Origin of the sequence: Amycolatopsis sp. CFH S0740, assembly GCF_004522315.1 — a bacterium.
GTDB lineage: Bacteria > Actinomycetota > Actinomycetes > Mycobacteriales > Pseudonocardiaceae > Amycolatopsis > Amycolatopsis nivea.
In genome coordinates this window covers 22107-39656 of sequence record NZ_SDLS01000011.1, presented here as the reverse complement: position 1 = coordinate 39656, position 17550 = coordinate 22107, and the positions used below count along the sequence as shown (strand labels likewise).

15 protein-coding genes are annotated in these 17550 nt (G+C 66.9%); 6 read left to right on the top strand and 9 right to left on the bottom strand.

Annotated elements, in window-relative coordinates; genetic code table 11:
- The 3 genes from mnmA to EIZ45_RS20000 form a co-directional block, all read right to left on the bottom strand.
- The gene (gene mnmA / locus EIZ45_RS20010; protein WP_037811810.1) at positions 1 to 1095 is read right to left on the bottom strand and encodes a tRNA 2-thiouridine(34) synthase MnmA; all 1095 of its coding nucleotides are present in this window, start codon (positions 1093 to 1095) and stop codon (positions 1 to 3) included.
- A 4-nt stretch (positions 1096 to 1099) separates the two neighbouring features.
- Positions 1100 to 2296, bottom strand: a complete 1197-nt coding sequence (locus EIZ45_RS20005) for a cysteine desulfurase family protein (protein ID WP_037811811.1) — start codon at positions 2294 to 2296, stop codon at positions 1100 to 1102.
- A 64-nt stretch (positions 2297 to 2360) separates the two neighbouring features.
- Positions 2361 to 3725 carry an MFS transporter gene (locus EIZ45_RS20000; protein WP_134665612.1) on the bottom strand — a complete coding sequence of 455 codons (1365 nt, stop codon included), beginning with the start codon at positions 3723 to 3725 and terminating at the stop codon, positions 2361 to 2363.
- A 357-nt stretch (positions 3726 to 4082) separates the two neighbouring features.
- Between EIZ45_RS20000 and EIZ45_RS19995 the strand changes: the two genes are divergently transcribed.
- On the top strand, positions 4083 to 4988 hold the full coding sequence (locus tag EIZ45_RS19995) for an NADP-dependent oxidoreductase (RefSeq protein WP_037811813.1): 906 nt from the start codon (positions 4083 to 4085) through the stop codon (positions 4986 to 4988).
- A gap of 425 nt (positions 4989 to 5413) precedes the next feature.
- Here EIZ45_RS19995 and EIZ45_RS19990 read toward each other — a convergent pair whose 3' ends face one another.
- The 4 genes from EIZ45_RS19990 to EIZ45_RS19975 all read right to left on the bottom strand — a co-directional run bounded on the left by EIZ45_RS19990 (position 5414) and on the right by EIZ45_RS19975 (position 9034).
- A complete protein-coding gene (locus tag EIZ45_RS19990; protein WP_037811814.1) occupies positions 5414 to 6304 on the bottom strand; it encodes a 1-acyl-sn-glycerol-3-phosphate acyltransferase in 891 nt (296 codons plus the stop codon).
- A complete protein-coding gene (locus tag EIZ45_RS19985; protein ID WP_037811815.1) occupies positions 6301 to 7083 on the bottom strand; it encodes a GNAT family N-acetyltransferase in 783 nt (260 codons plus the stop codon). The genes EIZ45_RS19990 and EIZ45_RS19985 overlap by 4 nt, the downstream gene beginning before the upstream one ends.
- Positions 7084 to 7260: 177 nt before the next feature.
- Positions 7261 to 8220 carry an electron transfer flavoprotein subunit alpha/FixB family protein gene (locus tag EIZ45_RS19980; protein ID WP_037811816.1) on the bottom strand — a complete coding sequence of 320 codons (960 nt, stop codon included), beginning with the start codon at positions 8218 to 8220 and terminating at the stop codon, positions 7261 to 7263.
- 28 nt (positions 8221 to 8248) lie between these two features.
- Positions 8249 to 9034 (bottom strand): electron transfer flavoprotein subunit beta/FixA family protein, encoded by a 786-nt coding sequence (locus EIZ45_RS19975; RefSeq protein WP_037811817.1) that lies wholly within the window; start codon positions 9032 to 9034, stop codon positions 8249 to 8251.
- Between the two features lie 243 nt (positions 9035 to 9277).
- Here EIZ45_RS19975 and EIZ45_RS19970 point away from each other — a divergent pair, with 243 nt between their 5' ends.
- The gene (locus EIZ45_RS19970; protein WP_037811818.1) at positions 9278 to 10117 is read left to right on the top strand and encodes a DegV family protein; all 840 of its coding nucleotides are present in this window, start codon (positions 9278 to 9280) and stop codon (positions 10115 to 10117) included.
- On the opposite strand, the gene EIZ45_RS19965 is transcribed toward EIZ45_RS19970, so the two are convergent.
- Complete coding sequence (locus EIZ45_RS19965) at positions 10095 to 10526, bottom strand: hypothetical protein (protein ID WP_043839120.1); 432 nt, start codon at positions 10524 to 10526, stop codon at positions 10095 to 10097. The two genes, EIZ45_RS19970 and EIZ45_RS19965, sit on opposite strands and share 23 nt — an antisense overlap.
- A gap of 53 nt (positions 10527 to 10579) precedes the next feature.
- Here EIZ45_RS19965 and EIZ45_RS19960 point away from each other — a divergent pair, with 53 nt between their 5' ends.
- The 3 genes from EIZ45_RS19960 to EIZ45_RS19950 are packed head-to-tail and all read left to right on the top strand — an operon-like array spanning position 10580 to position 13388.
- On the top strand, positions 10580 to 11353 hold the full coding sequence (locus tag EIZ45_RS19960) for a bifunctional 2-polyprenyl-6-hydroxyphenol methylase/3-demethylubiquinol 3-O-methyltransferase UbiG (protein WP_037811820.1): 774 nt from the start codon (positions 10580 to 10582) through the stop codon (positions 11351 to 11353).
- Complete coding sequence (locus EIZ45_RS19955) at positions 11350 to 12879, top strand: glycoside hydrolase family 57 protein (protein WP_134665614.1); 1530 nt, start codon at positions 11350 to 11352, stop codon at positions 12877 to 12879. The genes EIZ45_RS19960 and EIZ45_RS19955 overlap by 4 nt, the downstream gene beginning before the upstream one ends.
- Positions 12880 to 12896: 17 nt before the next feature.
- The gene (locus tag EIZ45_RS19950; protein ID WP_134665616.1) at positions 12897 to 13388 is read left to right on the top strand and encodes a glutathione peroxidase; all 492 of its coding nucleotides are present in this window, start codon (positions 12897 to 12899) and stop codon (positions 13386 to 13388) included.
- A 500-nt stretch (positions 13389 to 13888) separates the two neighbouring features.
- Here EIZ45_RS19950 and EIZ45_RS19945 read toward each other — a convergent pair whose 3' ends face one another.
- Positions 13889 to 15703, bottom strand: coding sequence for a glycoside hydrolase family 2 protein (locus EIZ45_RS19945; protein ID WP_134665618.1), 1815 nt, complete (start codon positions 15701 to 15703; stop codon positions 13889 to 13891).
- 528 nt (positions 15704 to 16231) lie between these two features.
- Here EIZ45_RS19945 and EIZ45_RS19940 point away from each other — a divergent pair.
- The gene (locus EIZ45_RS19940; protein WP_037811824.1) at positions 16232 to 17485 is read left to right on the top strand and encodes a glycosyltransferase family 4 protein; all 1254 of its coding nucleotides are present in this window, start codon (positions 16232 to 16234) and stop codon (positions 17483 to 17485) included.
- Positions 17486 to 17550 lie beyond the last annotated feature (65 nt).

Here is a 17550-nt window from a genome sequence, read left to right as displayed (position 1 = left end):
TCAGCGCGTGCCAGAAATCTTGGCACTCCCGAGCACAAGGTCGCCGGCCTGGTCGTCTTGCCGATAAAGAACAACGACCTGGCCAGGTGCCACACCGCGCAGCGGCTCCCGCAGTTGGATGGAGACTCGTCCGTCTTCATCCACTTCGGCGACCGCATCGGCAATGCCCCCATGCGCGCGAACCTGGACGGTGCATTCGGTCGGCCCGTCCAATGCTCGTCCGCTCGGCCAGATCGGGCGGTCCGCGTCGATGGCGTGGACACCGAGGTCTGCCGACGACCCGACCTTCACCGTGCCCGAAACAGGTTCAAGCGAAAGGACATACCGCGGTCGCCCATCAGCGGCCGGCGCATCGATGCCGAGGCCCTTCCGCTGGCCGACGGTGAACCCGTGCACGCCAGTGTGATGCCCAAGCACCGCGCCGGTCTCTGCATCGACGAGTTCGCCAGGACGTTCGCCGAGTCGCTTCTCCAAGAACTTCTTGGTGTCGCCATCCGGGATGAAGCAGATGTCGTGGCTGTCCGGCTTCCGCGCGACGGAAAGCCCGCGCTGCTCCGCCTCGGCACGCACATCCGACTTCCAGGAGTCGCCCAGCGGAAACATCGCATGACGCAGCTGCTCTGGCTGCAGGGAAGCCAGCACGTACGACTGATCCTTGCCTTCGTCCGCGCTCCGGCGAAGTTCCAATTCGCCGTCAACGGTCGCCAGGCGCGCATAGTGACCGGTCGCGACAGCATCGAAGCCAAGAGCGAGCGCCTTCTCAAGCAGCGCCTCGAACTTGATCTTCTCGTTGCAAGTCACGCAAGGATTGGGCGTACGTCCGGCGGCGTACTCGCCGACAAACGTCTCAACGACCTCTTCGGTGAAGCGCTCCGCGAAATCCCAGATGTAGAACGGGATACCGAGGATATCCGCGGCCCGGCGAGCGTCGTGTGAATCTTCGATGGTGCAGCAGCCGCGGGAACCTGTCCGCAGCGTGCCAGGTTGAGCTGAAAGCGCCAGGTGCACTCCGACGACATCGTGGCCGGCGTCCACTGCACGCGCGGCGGCGACGGCCGAGTCGACTCCTCCGCTCATTGCGGCCAGTACCCGCATTGCTTTACACCTCTTGCTTCTGGGTCTGCTTGCGCATGCCGGCGAGGCCGGCCTGTCGGGCACGGGTGACGACGCCACCGATCTCGCGCGCCAGCGTGTGCACGTCGTCCAGTGTCGACGTGTGGCCAAGCGAGAATCGGAGCGAACCGCGAGCCGCGGCGGCGTCTGCCCCCATTGCCAGGAGGACGTGGCTTGGCTGCGCGACACCCGCGGTGCATGCCGAGCCGGTGGAGCACTCGATGCCCTTGGCGTCCAAAAGCATCAGCAGGCTGTCGCCTGCGCAGCCGGGGAAGGTGAAGTGAGCGTGGCTCGGCAAACGCTCGCCGTCGCGACCATTAAGAATCGCGTCCGGGACCTCCCGCAAGACCGCGGCGACGAGTTCGTCGCGCAGCTTCTCAACTCGGTCGGCGTACTCTGCGCGGCCGCTGATCGCCGCTTGGACAGCAGCGGCGAAGCCAGCAATCGCTGGGACGTCGAGAGTGCCCGAACGAACGCTGCGTTCCTGGCCACCGCCGTGGAGGACCGGGACACATGACGTATCCCTGTCAAGAAGCAGCGCACCGACGCCGTACGGGCCGCCAAGCTTGTGACCGGTCAGCGTGAGTGCGGCTGCGCCGGATGCGGTGAAGTCGACCGGAATTGCACCGACGGCCTGGACGGCGTCGGTGTGCAGGGGGATGCCGTACTCGTTGCAGACCGCGGCGAGGGCGGCGACCGGATTGACCGTGCCGACCTCGTTGTTCGCCCACATCACCGTTGCCAGGGCGACAGTCTCCGGTGCCGATTCAATCGCCGCGCGGAGCGTTTCCGGCGAGACCCGGCCCTGGTCGTCGACTTCGAGCCAGGTGATCTCGGCGTCGGAGTGCTGCTCAAGCCACTCGACAGTGTCGAGGACCGCGTGATGCTCGACCGTGCTGCAAAGGATGCGACGCCGGGCCGAGTCCTCGCCATGGCGAGCCCAGAAGATGCCCTTGACCGCGAGGTTGTCACTCTCCGTACCGCCGCCGGTGAAGATAATCTCCGAGGGCCGCGCGCCCAGAGCGGCGGCGATCACTTCGCGCGCTTCCTCGACGGCCCGCCGAGCACGACGGCCCGAAGAATGCAGCGCGGAGGCGTTGCCCACGGTGGACAAAGCCTCAGTCATCGCCGCAATGGCTTCGGGCAGCATCGGAGTCGTTGCCGCATGGTCGAGATAGGTCATCGCTCTATCAGGGTAGACCGATGCGGCCTGTGACGAAGCTCGCCCCGGGCCGCGGAGTGGCACGTCACACCTGTTTCGGCCACCTGCTCGTGAGTTGGACGCCGAGCAGCGCCAGCAGGACGAGGGCGATACTGAGCAGTCCCATCGCGGAGGACGGCTGGGCGGCGGACGCGACAGCGGCCAGGAGTACCCCGCCGAGCCCGATGAGCAGCGCTGATCCGACCCAGTCGGCGAGCTGCATCGCGGAGGTGTTGAAGCCGCGCTCTCCCTCCGGGGAGTAACGCAGTAGGAGGACCGAGATGGCGGGCATCGCGATTCCCATCCCGGCCCCGCCGACCGCGCAAACAGCGAAGGCCACCCAGGCCGGGAACCACGGTTGGGCGACAAAGCCGAAGCCGACCAGGCCGATCGCGACGAGTGCGAAACCAGTACGCAGCGATGCCTCGCGGGACCAGTCGAGGAACCGGCCTTGGAGGGCGGATGCGGCGGACCAGCCGAGAGCGGTGATGGTGAGCGGCAAGCCAGCGAGTGCGGGGCTGTAGCCGTGAACGGCGGTCATGGTCAGTGGGAGATACGCCTCCATTCCTGCATATGCGCCGGCGATCAAGGCGCGGGAGGCGACCACCGTGGGCAGTCCGGGGCGGAAGGTCATCGTTCCGGCAGGCAGGAGTTTGCGCAGTGCGACGGCTAGCGCGACAAGACCCAGGGTTCCGTATGCGATTGCGGCAGGCGATGGGTGTTGGGCGGCCCAGCTCAGGGCGGCAACGCCGAGCGCGGCGACGACGGCGGCGATGACGCCCGCGCGACGTCCGGCTGGCAGCGGCACATGGGCAGGCAAGCGGCGAGTGATCTTGTAAAGGAGAGCAATTCCGATCCCGACCAGGGGAAGCAGCCCGAGGAAGACCCATCGCCAGCCCACCGTCACGGTCACCACGCCGGCGACGGACGGGCCGATGACCGCGGGGAGAACCCAAGCGGTCGCGTTCGCCGCGTAGATGACGGGGCGTTCGCGGTCGGTGAACGTCAGTGCGATCAGCAGCGAGACGGACACCAGCAGAAACCCCGAGCCGAAGCCCTGCAGGGCTCGGCCGACCAGGAGCGTCGGCATCGTCGTGGCGATGCCTGCGACAGCTAGTCCTGCGGCAAACAGAGCCGGCCCCACTAGCAGTGCTGGCGCTGGGCCTCGACGGTCGCCTAGCCGTCCGGACAAGACGGTGGCGACGACGCTCGCCACCAGGAACGTGGTGAACGGCCACGAGTAGAGCGCAAGACCGTGAAGTTCGGCGACCAGCGTCGGCATCGCGGTGGCGACGCCCATGTTTTCAAAGGCCACCAGCGTGACCACAAGCAACAGCCCGACGGTGACAAGGCGGTGTTCGCGACTCCAGAGGACACTTTTTCGAGGCTGCGCTTCGACGGCCTGGCTCATGATCGGAAGCTTGCAACCTCCAGCGCTCTGGAGGTCAAGCCACCCGTAGATCTTCAGGGGTGAACAGTGGGGCGGATCGCATCCAGGGTGGATCGTTGCCTCAGGTTGGCGTCAGCCCGTGGATGCGGCGGCGGGCCGAGCGAGGGTCGCTCGGCACAGGAAGTTGATGACACCGGGTAACTGGCGACGTCGTTGCAGTCGCCTAGAACGATGGATCAGGCTCAGAGCTGGTGGTCGAGCGCGACAGAGCCCGGGTTTTGCCGTTGACTGGCGAATCGAGCGTGCGGTTCGGAATGCGCCGGATGCTGGCTGGCTTTAAGTAGGACGTACGGCGACCGAAGGAGAGTGCGAACCGAGATGCGAGCCATCACTTTCGCCGAGTACGGCGGGCCCGAAGTGCTGCAACTGAACGAGGTTCCGACACCGGAGCCTGGCCCGGGGCAGGTCCGGGTCGCGGTCCGGCGCGCGGGGATCAACCCGATCGACTGGAAGATTCGTTCGGGGGCGATGGCTGGCGGTGCGGCGCTCAAAACTCCGCAGATTCCGGGGTTGGAGATCGCCGGAGTGGTCGACGCGGTGGGCGACGGTGCTGAATTCGGCGTCGGAGATGAGGTGTTCGGCTGGTCGGCGACCGGCGGATACGCGGAGTACGCGCTCGGCGGTGCGATCGTTCGCAAGCCTGTCGGCCTCTCCTGGGAAGACGCGGCTGCGTTGCCGGTTGCTGGCGAAACTGCGTTGCGCGTGTTGCGGCTGCTCGACGTCAAAGCTGGCGAGCTGTTGGTTGTCCACGGAGCGAGCGGCGCTGTCGGTCGTTTCGCGACACAGATCGCGGTCGCATTGGGCGCGACGGTAATCGGGACGGCTGGACAACACAATCTCAATGAGGTGAAAGCGCTGGGTGCGATTCCAGTGCGTTACGGCGACGGGTGGCTCGAGCGGGTCCGTGCAGTGGCGGACCGACCGGTCGATGCGGTGTTCGACGCGTCCGGCCATGGCGTTTTGCCGGAATCGATCGAGTTGCGCGGGTCGAAGGATCGCATCGTGACCATTGCCGACGGTGCGGCCTTCGAACTCGGAGTGCCGTTTTCGTCTGGTGGCCAGGACGGACAGACACAAGAGGTCCTGAACGAGATCCTCGGATATGTACACAACGGGTTGCGGATTGCGCAGGGTAAGACGTTCCCCTTGGCGGAAGCAGCGGCTGCGCAAGAGGAGAGCCGGAACGGGCACCCCGGCGGGAAGCTGACTCTTGCCATTTCTTGACCATGTTCGTCGGCTAGCCTTGAGGACGACACGGCTCGGCAAGTTGGTGTTGCCGGTTTACGGCGACCGCGGCGCGTGGGCCGTTGCCGCTCAGTGGCGAAAAGGCTAAGCACCGTGGGCAGACGCGCCGACGATACGCGACTGTCGCCATTCAGCGGCGAGAGATGTGAGTCGCGGAAATTAGGCGCGCCGACCTGAGTGATTCGCCGCTGGGAGGCGAGTGGCGGATGACGAGGTGGCGGTTACAGGCGACGAGCGGGTAGCCATCCGGCGGTGAGGCGAGTCGGGCGGCTGTCGCCATTAAGTGGCGAATGGGCTGGTCCACTGTCAGCCGAAAGGCTAACCGCGGCTGGGCTGGGAGCCGCGGAGAAGGTGTCGCCAAAAAACGGCAACTCCCCTCCGCGGCCCCGTGACCAGGGGGTTCGTCAGTGCGCAACCGGCTGGGAATCCGCAGGGCGGCCGACGAGAACCCGGCGACGACGCTGCGGCGGGATGCGGACTGTGCCGAGGGCCGAGTGGACAGCCGCTTCGGCAAGGGCGGCCAGCGAACGGCGGTCCTCTGCGCGGCCGGGAGCGATCTCCGGGCACACATGCACTTCCAGCACCAGGCCGCGCAGCGCGGCGACCCGGCGTAAAGACGCGATGAGCGACTCCGGTCCGATGAACGCCGGCTGACTGGTTTCGCGGCCATCGGCGAGGCGGTAGCGGAGGGCGATCGGCCGGACCGGAACACCGCCGTCGATCGCGGCTTGGAAGGTGGCCGTCGTGAAGCGGCCGGAGGCCAAGCCGCACCAGGTGGTGCCCTCGGGAGTCACGTTGACGAGCGCGCCGGCGCGGAGGCTGTCGGCAAGTTCGGACATGGTGTCCGGCAGAGCGCGCAAACGGTTGCGGTCCAGGAAAATGCTGCCCCCGCGACGGACAAGCGCCCCTAAGATCGGCCAGGAGGCGATCTCGATCTTCGCGAGGGCCCGCATCGGGCGCAGCGCGTTGATCGCAATGATGTCCAGCCACGAGATGTGGTTGTTCACCACGAGCGCACCGCGACCCGCGGGGGCGGCGAGGAGGAAGTCCCCGCCGCCGACCACGGACATCCGCACGCCGAACGCCCTCAGCACTGCCCGGAAGATCCGGCGCACCAAGCGTTCCCGGCTCCGGCCGCGAATCACCAGCAACGCCGGCGCGAGCAGCAACGCCGCGAAGACTACTGAAACCGCTGCGGTGAAACGCAAAATCCGTCGCGGCAGGCCGACCGTCGGTGCGCCGTCGGTGAGGCAACCGTCACCGCAGGGCGACGTCGGCATCCATGCGTGGCTCATCCTTGCGCCCCGAGGAAGAACTTCAAGTAACGCTCGTCGACCTGCTGCAGATCAAGAAGGACGAAAAAGTCCGCGACCCCGAAGTCGGCGTCGAGAGCCGGCGGGCCGCACACTTTGGCGCCGAGCCGCACGTAACCCTTGATGAGCGGCGGAAGCATGGCCCGGTCGGGACGTGGGATCGCGCCCGGTTCCCAGGGCGTCAACGGCGAGACGCGCAACGAGTCGTCGGCGTGATGCTTGGTGCGCAAGACATCCCAGACGCCCGCGGCATAGCTGCCGCCGTCGTCGATCGGGACCGAAGCGCACCCGGCGAGATAGCGGTGTCCGGAAAGGAGCATGTAGCGCGCGATCCCGGCCCACACCAGGCTCACGACGGCACCGCTGCGGTGGTCGGGGTGGACGCAAGACCGTCCGGTCTCGACCAAGGACGGCCGCAGGGCGGCGAGCGTCGTCAGGTCGAATTCGCTGTCCGAATAAAGCTTTCCAGCCTGCGCGGCGCGCTCCGGCGGAAGCATGCGATAGCAGCCGACGATCTCGCCGGTGTTGTCGTCGCGGACGACGAGGTGGTCGCAGAATTCGTCGAAGTAGTCGACGTCCCGGCCGGGCTCCGGGGAATGCAGTTCCGCCCCCATCTCCTCGGCGAAAACCCGGTATCGCAGTTTCTGTGCGGCGAGCACTTCATCGTTCCCGTTGGCGACCAGAAGCGAATACCGCGGAGCGCCTGCGGGAAGGTCGGCACCCGCCTGATCAGTACTGACGAGGAGCTGTGACGACGTCATGGTCAAGGTGTACCTGCCGGTAAGCGGCCTCGGAGAGTGCCAATCGATGACCGGTCAGTGCACGTTGAGTTAATTGCGGGTTCTCAGGTTCCTCTCAGGCAGCTGGGAAGCTTCCGGAGAACGCGGAAGGCCGCCGCGTGGCGAGCACGCGACGGCCTTCCGAGCGAAAAGAAAACGTCAGCCCTTGCGCTTGTCGACCGCGTCGGTCAGCTGCGGCGCGACGTTGAACAGGTCGCCCACCACACCGAAGTCGGCGATCTCGAAGATCGGGGCCTCGGCATCCTTGTTGACCGCGATGATCGTCTTCGAGGTCTGCATGCCGGCGCGGTGCTGGATCGCGCCGGAGATGCCGAGCGCGATGTACAGCTGCGGCGACACCGTCTTGCCGGTCTGGCCGACCTGGAACTGCGCTGGGTAGTAGCCGGAGTCGACGGCCGCACGGGACGCGCCGACAGCCGCGCCGAGCGAGTCGGCCAGCTTCTCCACGACGTCGAACTTCTCCGCCGAGCCGACGCCGCGGCCACCGGACACGACGATCGACGCCTCGGTCAGCTCCGGCCGGTCGCCGCCGACGACCGGCTCGATGCCGGTGATCTTGGCGGACTTCGCCGGGTCCTGCGCCGGGATCTCGACGGTCTCCTCGGCGGCCGCGCCGTCGGCGGCCTCCGCCTCGACCGCGCCCGGACGCACCGACACGACCGGCGCGCCCTTGGCGGCCTTGGCCTTGACGGAGAACGCCCCACCGAAGATGGACTGGTCCACGGTGCCGTCGGCGTTCACGCCGACCGCGTCGTAGAGCAGACCGGAGCCCAGCCGCAGCGCGACCCGCGCGGCCACCTCCTTGCCCTCGGCGCTGGCGGCGACGAGCACCGCGGCCGGGGAGACCTGCTCGGCGAGCTTCGCGAGCACGTCGACCTTCGGCGTCACCAGGTAACCGGCGGCGTCGTCGCCCTCGGCGACGTACACCTTCGCCGCGCCGTGGCCGGCGAGCGCTTCCTTGGCCTTCGCCGCGGTGCCGGTCGGGCCCACCACGACGGCGGAGGGCTCGCCGAGGGCGCGCGCAGCGGTCAGCAGCTCGAGCGTGACCTTCTTGACATCACCGTCGACGTGGTCGACGAGGACGAGTACTTCAGCCATTTTCCGGAATCCTCCTCGAAACCGTGTCTCAGATGAGCTTCTGCGCGACCAGGTACTCAGCGACCTTCGAGCCGCCGTCGCCCTCGTCCTCGACCTTCTCGCCCGCGGTGCGCGGCGGCTTCGGCGAGGCCTCGACGACCGTCGACCACGCGTTGGCGAGGCCGACCTCGCCCGCGTCGATGCCCAGGTCGGCGATGGTCAGCGTCTCGACCGGCTTCTTCTTCGCGGCCATGATGCCCTTGAACGACGGGTAGCGCGGCTCGTTGATCTTCTCGCTCACGCTCACCAGCGCCGGCAGGTTCGCCTCGAGGTGGGTGATGCCGTCTTCGGTCTCGCGGTCGGCCTTCACGGCGGAGCCCTCGACGGTCAGCTGACGCACATAGGTCAGCTGCGGCACGCCGAGCAGCTCGGCGAGGATCGCGGGCACGGCAGCGCCGCGGCCGTCGGACGCCTCGTTGCCGGCCAGGATCAGGTCGAAGCCCTCGACCTTGCCGACGGCGGCGGCGATGACCTTCGCGGTGGCGATCGCGTCGGAGCCGTGCAGCGCCTCGTCGGAGACGTGGATGGCCTTGTCGGCGCCCATGGAGAGCGCCTTGCGGATCGCGTCGGTCGCGCGGTCCGGGCCGACCGAGATCACGGTGACTTCGCCCTCGCCGGCTTCCTTGATCTTGAGGGCCTCTTCGACGGCCTTCTCGTTGATCTCGTCGAGCACGGCGTCGGCGGATTCGCGGTCAAGGGTGTTGTCGGAACCGGAGAGCTTCCGCTCCGAGTAGGTGTCCGGTACCTGCTTGACCAGGACAACGATGTTCGTCATGGGTCTTCTTCGACCTCCCGGTTGGGGCCGGCTCTCGGCCGCGGGACAGTGCTCTACTGAGCGGTAGATTAGGGGCAATTCCGCGGCCGGACCCCTCGAGGTGACGGCATTCACCTGGATGAGCAATCTAATAGGACCATCGTCCCAGTAGTTGGCCGGTTAGCCCTTCCAGCGCGCCGCTCGCCCGATCGGAGCAACGGTCACTTACTCGCAGTAGGCCGTTAGGGGTTACGCTCCGGCACCATGTCCGCGCACATCGCCGTAGTCACCGACTCGACCTCGTGCCTGCCCGAGCAACTCGCCGCTCAGTGGCGAATCAGTGTCGTCCAGGTCCAGCTGCATGTCGGCGACCAGACGGACGACGAGCACCGCTTCGACCGGAGCGAGCTCATCCAGACGATGAAATCCGGCGCGGCCGTCACGACTTCGCCGCCGGATCCGGGCGCGTTCTTCTGGAGCTACCAGGACGCGGCCTCCGCCGGCGCGTCCGCCATCGTGAGCCTGCACATCTCCGGACGGCTTTCGCAGACCGTCGAGGCCGCCCGCGAAGCCGCCCAGCAGGTCCGCATTCCGGTGCACATCCTCGACAGCGGGACGGCGAGCATGAGTCTCGGCTACGCAGCCGTGTCCGCCGCCCGGGTCGCCGGGGCCGGCGGGCAGCTCGAACGGGTATTGGACGCCGCGGAACGACGAGTGCGCAACTCGACCGAACTGATCTATGTCGACACGCTCGAGTACCTGCGGCGGTCAGGACGGATCGGTGCCGCCCAGTCGATGCTCGGAAGTGCGTTCGCGATCAAGCCGCTGCTCACCGTCCGCAATGGAGAAGTGAGTCCGCTCGCCCGCGTTCCCGGCACTAAACGAGCGATGAACCGGCTCGTCGACCTGGCGGTGAAGGCCGCGGGCAACCAGCCGGTGGACCTCGCGGTGACCCGGTTCGGCTCCGACGAGAACGAGATCGTCCGGCGGCTGCGGGAAAGAGTGCCGGGCGCTGGCGAGATCGTGGTGGGCGATGCGAGCACGGTGATAGGCGCTCACGTCGGCCCGGGTGCGCTCAGCATCACGGTGTCGCCGTCGAACTGACCTCGATTCGCCGCCCCGGGACCACAAGCACCACGAGCGGCAGCAGGACCGTCACCGCGAGCCCGCCAATGATGAGCACCTGGTCGAGCTGCGGATAGTGCCCGACGTGACCCGCGTGGTAGACGAGGTGCGGGACGGCGAACAGCAACGCCGCGATCGCCACCAGCCTCGCGACAGCTGTGGTGCCCATCACGGCAGCGCCCACCAGCATCGCGCCGAGCGCCAGGCTGAGGCCGCCGAAATCGATGATGAAGTGCTCGTTGTAGGGCCCGTCCATGGAGACCCAGCCATGCCGGAAACCGGGAAAGTCCTGGTAAAACCCCATCGGGTCGAGCAGCGGCCACAGCCCCTGCACCAGGGTGTAGAGACCGAGCAGGATCAGGAGGATGCGCGTGATCGTCCGTTGCATACCGCTGGAACGAGACGGCTGCGCGAAACGTGACAGGCGCTAGGGTCGCGCAGGTGACCAACGCAGCCACCCGGGCCGAGGCACTGCACCTCACCGGCGAACGGACCGTCCCCGGCATCCCCGAGGAAAATTACTGGTTCCGCCGCCATGAAGCCGCGTACCTCGCCCTCCTCCCCCACTGCACCGACGCGACGGTGCTCGAAGCCGGCTGCGGCGAGGGCTACGGCGCCGGGCTCATCGCCCAGCATGCCCGGCGAGTGCTCGCACTGGACTACGACGTACCGACCACCGAGCACGTTGCACGCCGGTACCCAAGTGTCGACGTCGCGCGCGCGAACCTGGCGTACCTCCCGTTGCAGGACGGCGCGGTCGACGTGGTGGCGAACTTCCAGGTGATCGAGCACCTCTGGGACCAGGACGGTTTCCTCGCCGAATGCTTCCGGGTCCTGCGCCCGGGCGGAAAACTGCTGGTCACGACCCCGAACCGACTAACTTTCACGCCGGACAGCGACACCCCGCTCAACCCGTTCCACACGCGCGAACTGGCACCGTCCGAAATGGACGACTTGCTGCGCGCAGCCGGGTTCACCGTGGCGGCGCTGAACGGGCTGCACCATGCGGAATCCCTGCGCACCATGGAAACCCGTTACGGCGGCTCGATCATCGACGCCCAACTAGACGTCGTCATGGGTTCGCTCCCCGGGCAGGCCGCCTGGCCCGCCGACCTCCTCGCGGACGTCGCAGCGATCCGGGCCGACGATTTCGCCGTCCACAGTGACGACCTGGACGCGAGCCTCGACCTGGTGGCCGTGGCGGTGCGCCCGTGAGCGCCCGGAATCCCGCCTACGAAGGCACGTTCTGCCTCGTCCTGCACAGCCACCTGCCGTGGCTGCCGCACCATGGCAGCTGGCCAGTCGGCGAGGAGTGGCTGTACCAGGCGTGGACGCATTCGTACCTGCCAGTCGTCGACCTGCTGCGCCGATTCGCCGCTGAGGGGCGACGCGACGTCCTGACACTCGGCATGACACCGGTTCTCGCCGCACAGCTCGACGATCCGTACGCCATCCGCGCCTGCCACGACTGGATCGGCCATTGGCAGCTGCGCACGCAGCACGCATCGACGCTCTGGCACGGCGATCCATTGCTGCGCGACCTGGCCGCCGCCGAGCACCAGGCCGCGATGCACGCCACCGAAGAGCTGGAAACGCGCTGGCGACACGGTTTCTCGCCGGTTCTTCGGTCGCTTGTGGACAGTGACACGATCGAACTGCTCGGCGGGCCGCTGGCGCATCCGTTCCAGCCGCTCCTGGATCAGCGAGTGCGACGGTTCGCTCTCCAGGCCGGGCTAGAGGACACTGCGCTGCGCATCGGCCGCGCACAAGAAGGTATTTGGGCACCTGAATGTGGTTATGCACCGGGGATGGAACAAGATTATCACGATGCCGGTGTGCGACGCTTTCTTGTCGACGGCCCTTCACTCCATGGTGACACTTCGGCCGCGCATCCCGTCGGAGACTCCGACGTCGTCTGCTTCGGCCGCGATCTCGAAGTGACCTACCGGGTTTGGTCGCCGAAAGCAGGCTATCCGGGCCATGCCGCGTATCGGGATTTCCACACCTGGGCACATGAAGTCGGGCTGAAGGCGTCGCGCGTCACCGGCAAAACCGTTGAGCCACAAGACAAAGATCCATACGATCCTGCGCTCGCCGCGGACGTTCTAGGTTCGCACGTCAAGGATTTCGTCGAGACAGTCGTCGCGCGGCTGAGGTCTCTCCGCGAGCAACACGGCCGCGAGTCGCTAGTGGTTGCGGCATACGACACGGAACTCTTCGGACATTGGTGGCACGAAGGGCCCGCATGGCTCGAAGGAATCCTGCGCGCGCTGCCCGAAGCAGGCGTCCGGGTGACCACGTTGCGCGGCGCGCTCGAGGCTGGCCACCTAGGCGAGCCGGTCCAGCTGCCCGCATCCTCATGGGGTTCCGGCAAGGACTGGCGAGTATGGGACGGCGAGCAGGTCGCGGACATGGTGCAGGACAACACCGCACTGCAGGCCCGCCTGCTCGACCTGGTCGATAAGCAGGATGGGACCACTCGCGACGCCGTTGCCGATCAGGCCGTCGCCGAGGCGATGATGGCACTGTCCAGCGACTGGGCGTTCATGGTCACCAAAGACTCCGCCGCCGACTACGCCCGCCGACGCGCTCGTGTGCACACCGAGCGGTTCGACGCCTTGGCAGGGTTGCTGCGCAGCGGGGATCGCTCTCGCGCGCTCGCCCTGGCCGAGGAATACCGCCGGGCCGACGGCCCGTTCGGACATCTGGACGCGCGCACCCTGCGGCGTCCTCGCGCATGACGATCGAAAGGAACTCCATGGGAATCCGCGACCTGCCCCTCAAGACTCTGGCTGGCGAAGACGCCACTCTTGGCGGACCGCTAGCCGGCAAGACGCTGCTCGTGGTGAACGTGGCGTCGAAGTGCGGGTTGACGCCGCAGTACACCGGCCTGGAACGCCTGCAAGAACGCTACGGCGACAAGGGCTTCTCGGTCGTCGGGTTCCCCTGCAACCAGTTCGCCGGTCAGGAGCCAGGCACGGCGGAGGAGATCCAGACGTTCTGCTCCACCACGTACGGCGTGTCTTTCCCGCTGTTCGAAAAGGTCGACGTCAACGGCGAAGACCGGCACCCGCTCTACGCGAGCATCACGGAAACTCCCGACGCGGACGGCGAAGCCGGTGACGTGCAGTGGAACTTCGAGAAGTTCCTGATCAGCCCGGACGGCAAGGTGCTCGGTCGCTTCCGGCCGCGCACGGAGCCCGAAGACGAGACGATCGTCGCGGCGATCGAAGCGGCGCTGCCTGCTTGAGCTCCGGTCCTGCTCTCCGGCCAGCGTTCATCGCGGCCGGAGGGCATTTGCCGTTTTTCGGCAACTGCTGGCAAACGCCGAGGCGGCTGGCTTCCCAAGGAGACAGCGCTAGCCGTTTGCTGCCGTTGCCGCTCAGTGGCGAAAGATCCGGCGTTCCTCACCTCTGCTTGTCCGCGGTGGTGCCGCCACTTATCGGCGACTGACGACCAGCGCCATAAGTCGCCACGAGTGGACGTCACCGCGCACCACAACGTCAGGCCGGTGCCACGACCGAGGATGCCGTCGCCGTTCAAAGGCTAATTCGGCAGTGACGTCGGCACAGCACGGTGGACGGTGACCCGCCATGTCCGAATTGGACGAAACCCTGGCAGCTTCGAAACACCGTTGGCCAGTTCGTCGCCAGTGAGCGGCGAATCGCAAGTCGGCCTGGTTCGTCCCCCAGGCCGCAGCCCAGTGCAGGGCTGCCTGTCTCGCGTTGCCGCTCAACGGCGAATTGCAGGTCAACGGCTGTCCGAAGCCTCGCCAGCCAGTTCGGCCGCGGTCTTCACCTCGGGATACGAACCACGCGCGATCACCGCTCGGTTGTGGTTCGCGGCGTCAGTGAAGTCGAGCTTTTCCACTCGGCGGTCGTAGGTGAGGAGGCCGTTCACTTCGTTCTCTACATCAGTGGTCTGAGTATAGATCGCGCCGGACAACCCCAGATCGGAAACCAACCGTTCGAGGCGTTCACTCACCTCCGCGTACCGGCGAGTGAGATGCGTGGAATCCGCCGTCATTTCGTAGGCGTTGGGCGGACCTGGCCAAATGTGGTCGTCGAGCACCAAGCCCAGGCCGCCGTATTCACCGTCCACCAGGGCGCGATGGTCCCCCTCGTGCGGCTCCCCTGGCCCGACGTAGGTGTGGTCGTCGTAGATGTCGCCAGCACCAGTGTCGGGGCGAGAGAAACAGCAGTTCACGCCGCTGTTGGCGATCACCAGCCGAGTCGGGTCGAGTTCCTTTACGAGCGCGGCAATCCGGGCAGTGTCGAATTCTCCCCAGCCTTCGTTGAACGGCACCCAGGCGACGATCGACGTGACGTTGCTCAGCTGCGCGACCATTTCCCGCAGTTCGGCCTCGAACCGTTGTTGTCCTTCAGGCAGCGGATCCGGCGCGTGCCCGGGCGGTCCGGCGAACGAGACGACCAGTGACGGCATGTCCTGCCAGACCGCCAAACCCAGCCGGTCCGCCCAGTAGTACCAGCGCGCGGGTTCGACCTTGACGTGCTTGCGGACCAGGTTGAACCCGAGTTCCTTCGTCTTCTCCAGATCGAACCGGAGCGCCTCGTCTGTCGGCGCGGTGTAACCGCCGTCCGGCCAGTAGCCCTGGTCGAGTGGTCCGTGCAGGAAGGTGATCCGGCCGTTCACAGCGATCCGTGGCTGTCCGTCGACATCCGGGACAATTTCGACCGTTCGCAGGCCGCAATAACTGGCGACTTCGTCCAATACATCACCGTGCGCATCGAGAAGACGGACGGTGATGTCGTAGAGAAACGGATCGTCAGGAGACCACGGACGCGGTTCCGGAAGGTTGGCTCGCGGCCGCGCGCCAGCGGTGCTCCGAACGCGTACTGCCTCGTCGCCGTTTGGCGGCGAAACGATCAGCTCCACTTGAGCGCCACCGGTGACCTGCGGGAACACTGAGACACCAGACAAGTCCGAGGTGATCTCAAGGGAGGAAATGCGCTCGTCCGGCACCGGCTCGACCCAGACGGTCCGCCAGATTCCCGACGTCGGGGTGTAGCAGATACCGCCAGGTTCGTTGCGCTGCTTGCCGATCGGGTACGGCTCGATATCCGTACGGTCCTCTGCGCGAACGGTAATTTCCTGCGGTCCCGATGCACGGAGCGCGTCTGTGATGTCCGCGGAGAACGACGTGTACCCGCCCTCATGGGTGACCACCGTCTGGTTGTTGACCCGAACCTCGGCTTTCTGGTCGACTGCACCGAAATGCAGCAACACCCGTCGCCCGCGCCAGCTTTGCGGAACCTCGAACAACCGTCGGTACCAGAGCACTTCGTCGCGTCGGCCGATTCCGGAGAGCGCCGATTCCGGCGCGAAGGGAACCAGGATGCGCTCGTTGTACCCGACCGGGCGCGGCTCCGCGGGCGAAGCGGGCCATCCTGCGTACTCCCAGACGCCGTTGAGGCTCAGCCATTCCGGTCGGCGGAGCTGGGGACGCGGGTACTCGGGAAGCACCGCGGCCGGGTCGACTCGATCGGTCCACGGGGTGGTCAGTGGCGAATCCGCTCGCTGCCATTCGGGCTCTGTTGGAGTCATCACTGGTTATGGTGGCAGAGAATCGCGTTCCGCGGCATGGCTTGGGCGCCGCCCGGCAACCGACGACCCAGGTCCTGCTCGACGGTCATGTCGGCTGTCGGTGGTCGCTGGCTGGCAACTGGTCCTTGATGGCCGTTCCGCAGGCGAGACGGTGGAGATGCCGTCGACAACCTCCTCGCCACTGAGTGGCTAATCGCTGGTCAGCAGCTCGCCAGCACGCTGCGCCCGCGAGCGCAGTAGGTGTGCCGCGGCGCGTGAGGGTTACTCGTCGCGGCGGGTGGCTGTAGCTGGAACCTGTGTTTCGGCCTAGTGCTCCCTGCGGACCGCGGCGCGGTGCTGAGCTGCGGGGATGCGGTGGTCGCGAGCCGTCGGAGCGGCTGTGCGGACCTGTTGCCGCTTTTTGGCGAAACGCTCTGACCAGCTGGTTCTTGCCTGCTCAGGCACTTTTTCGCCAGCAGAAGGCGAGGCTTTCCGCCGGTCGTTCGGGCGGCCGCCCCGGGGTAAGCGACTGGCGAGTAACCTCGGGCCATGCGCGTGCTGATGTTGTCCTGGGAGTACCCGCCGGTGGTCATCGGCGGCCTGGCCCGGCACGTTCACGCGCTGGCAAGGCACCTCGCGCAGCAGGGCCACGACGTCGTCGTCCTCTGCCGGCACACCGCGGGCACCGACGCCTCGACTCATCCGCGCAGCGATCGGGTCATCGAGGGGGTCCGGGTCGTCCGCGTGGCCGAGGATCCGATGCACCTGACTTTCGAGCGGGATCTCGTCGCGTGGACGCTCGCCATGGGCCACGCCATGATCCGGGCAGCGCAGGATTTGCTCCGCACGTGGCAACCCGACGTCGTCCATGCCCACGACTGGCTGGTCACGCATCCGGCGATCGCGGTCGCCGAGGCTGCCCGGGTGCCGCTCGTCGGGACGATCCACGCGACCGAAGCGGGCCGGCATTCGGGGTGGCTGTCGCATCCGCTCAACCAGCAGGTGCATTCGGTCGAATGGTGGCTGGCCAACCGCGCCGACGCGGTGATCACCTGTTCGCAGGCCATGCGCAAGGAGGTCGCGCACCTCTTCGAGATCGACCCTGCTGACGTCGCGGTGATCCACAACGGCATCGAGGGGCGCAGCTGGCGCGTATCGTCCAGCGAGGTCGCGCGGATGCGGGAGCAGCACAGCCCGGACGGGGCTCCGTTCCTGCTGTTCTTCGGTCGGCTTGAGTGGGAAAAGGGCGTGCAAGACCTGCTGGCCGCGCTGCCGCGGATCCGCCGGCGGTTCCCAGGGACTCGGGTGGTCGTCGCCGGTAAAGGGCGACATCACGACGAACTCGTCGCGCAGGCTCGAAAGCTGCGGATTCGCCGGGCAGTGGACTTCGTCGGTCATCTTTCCGACCGTGACCTGCGCGCTCTCCTCGCCGCGGCCGACGCGGTCGTGCTGCCGAGCCGGTATGAGCCGTTCGGGATCGTCGCGCTGGAGGCTGCTGCCGCGAAAGCGCCGTTGGTGGCGTCGACCGCGGGCGGGCTCGGCGAGGTTGTCATCGACGGGGAGACCGGCTTGGCCTTCGCGCCAGGTGACGTCGCGGGTCTTGCCTCATCCGTGACGACTGTCTTGAGCGACGTTCCAGCCGCGACCCGGCGCGCGCGTGCGGCGCAGGCCCGGCTGGGCGCGGACTTCGACTGGGGGCGGATCGCTGAGGCGACCGTCGAGGTTTATCGGCGGGCTCGGGTCGGCGAACCGGTAGAGTTGGGACGGCCGAAGATCGCTACTGGCAACGCGTTCGAGGTGTAAGTTCAGCGCTGGTCGAAGGTGGTCGGCGAGATTCGCCGTTCAGTGGCGAATACCTGGTCAGAGCG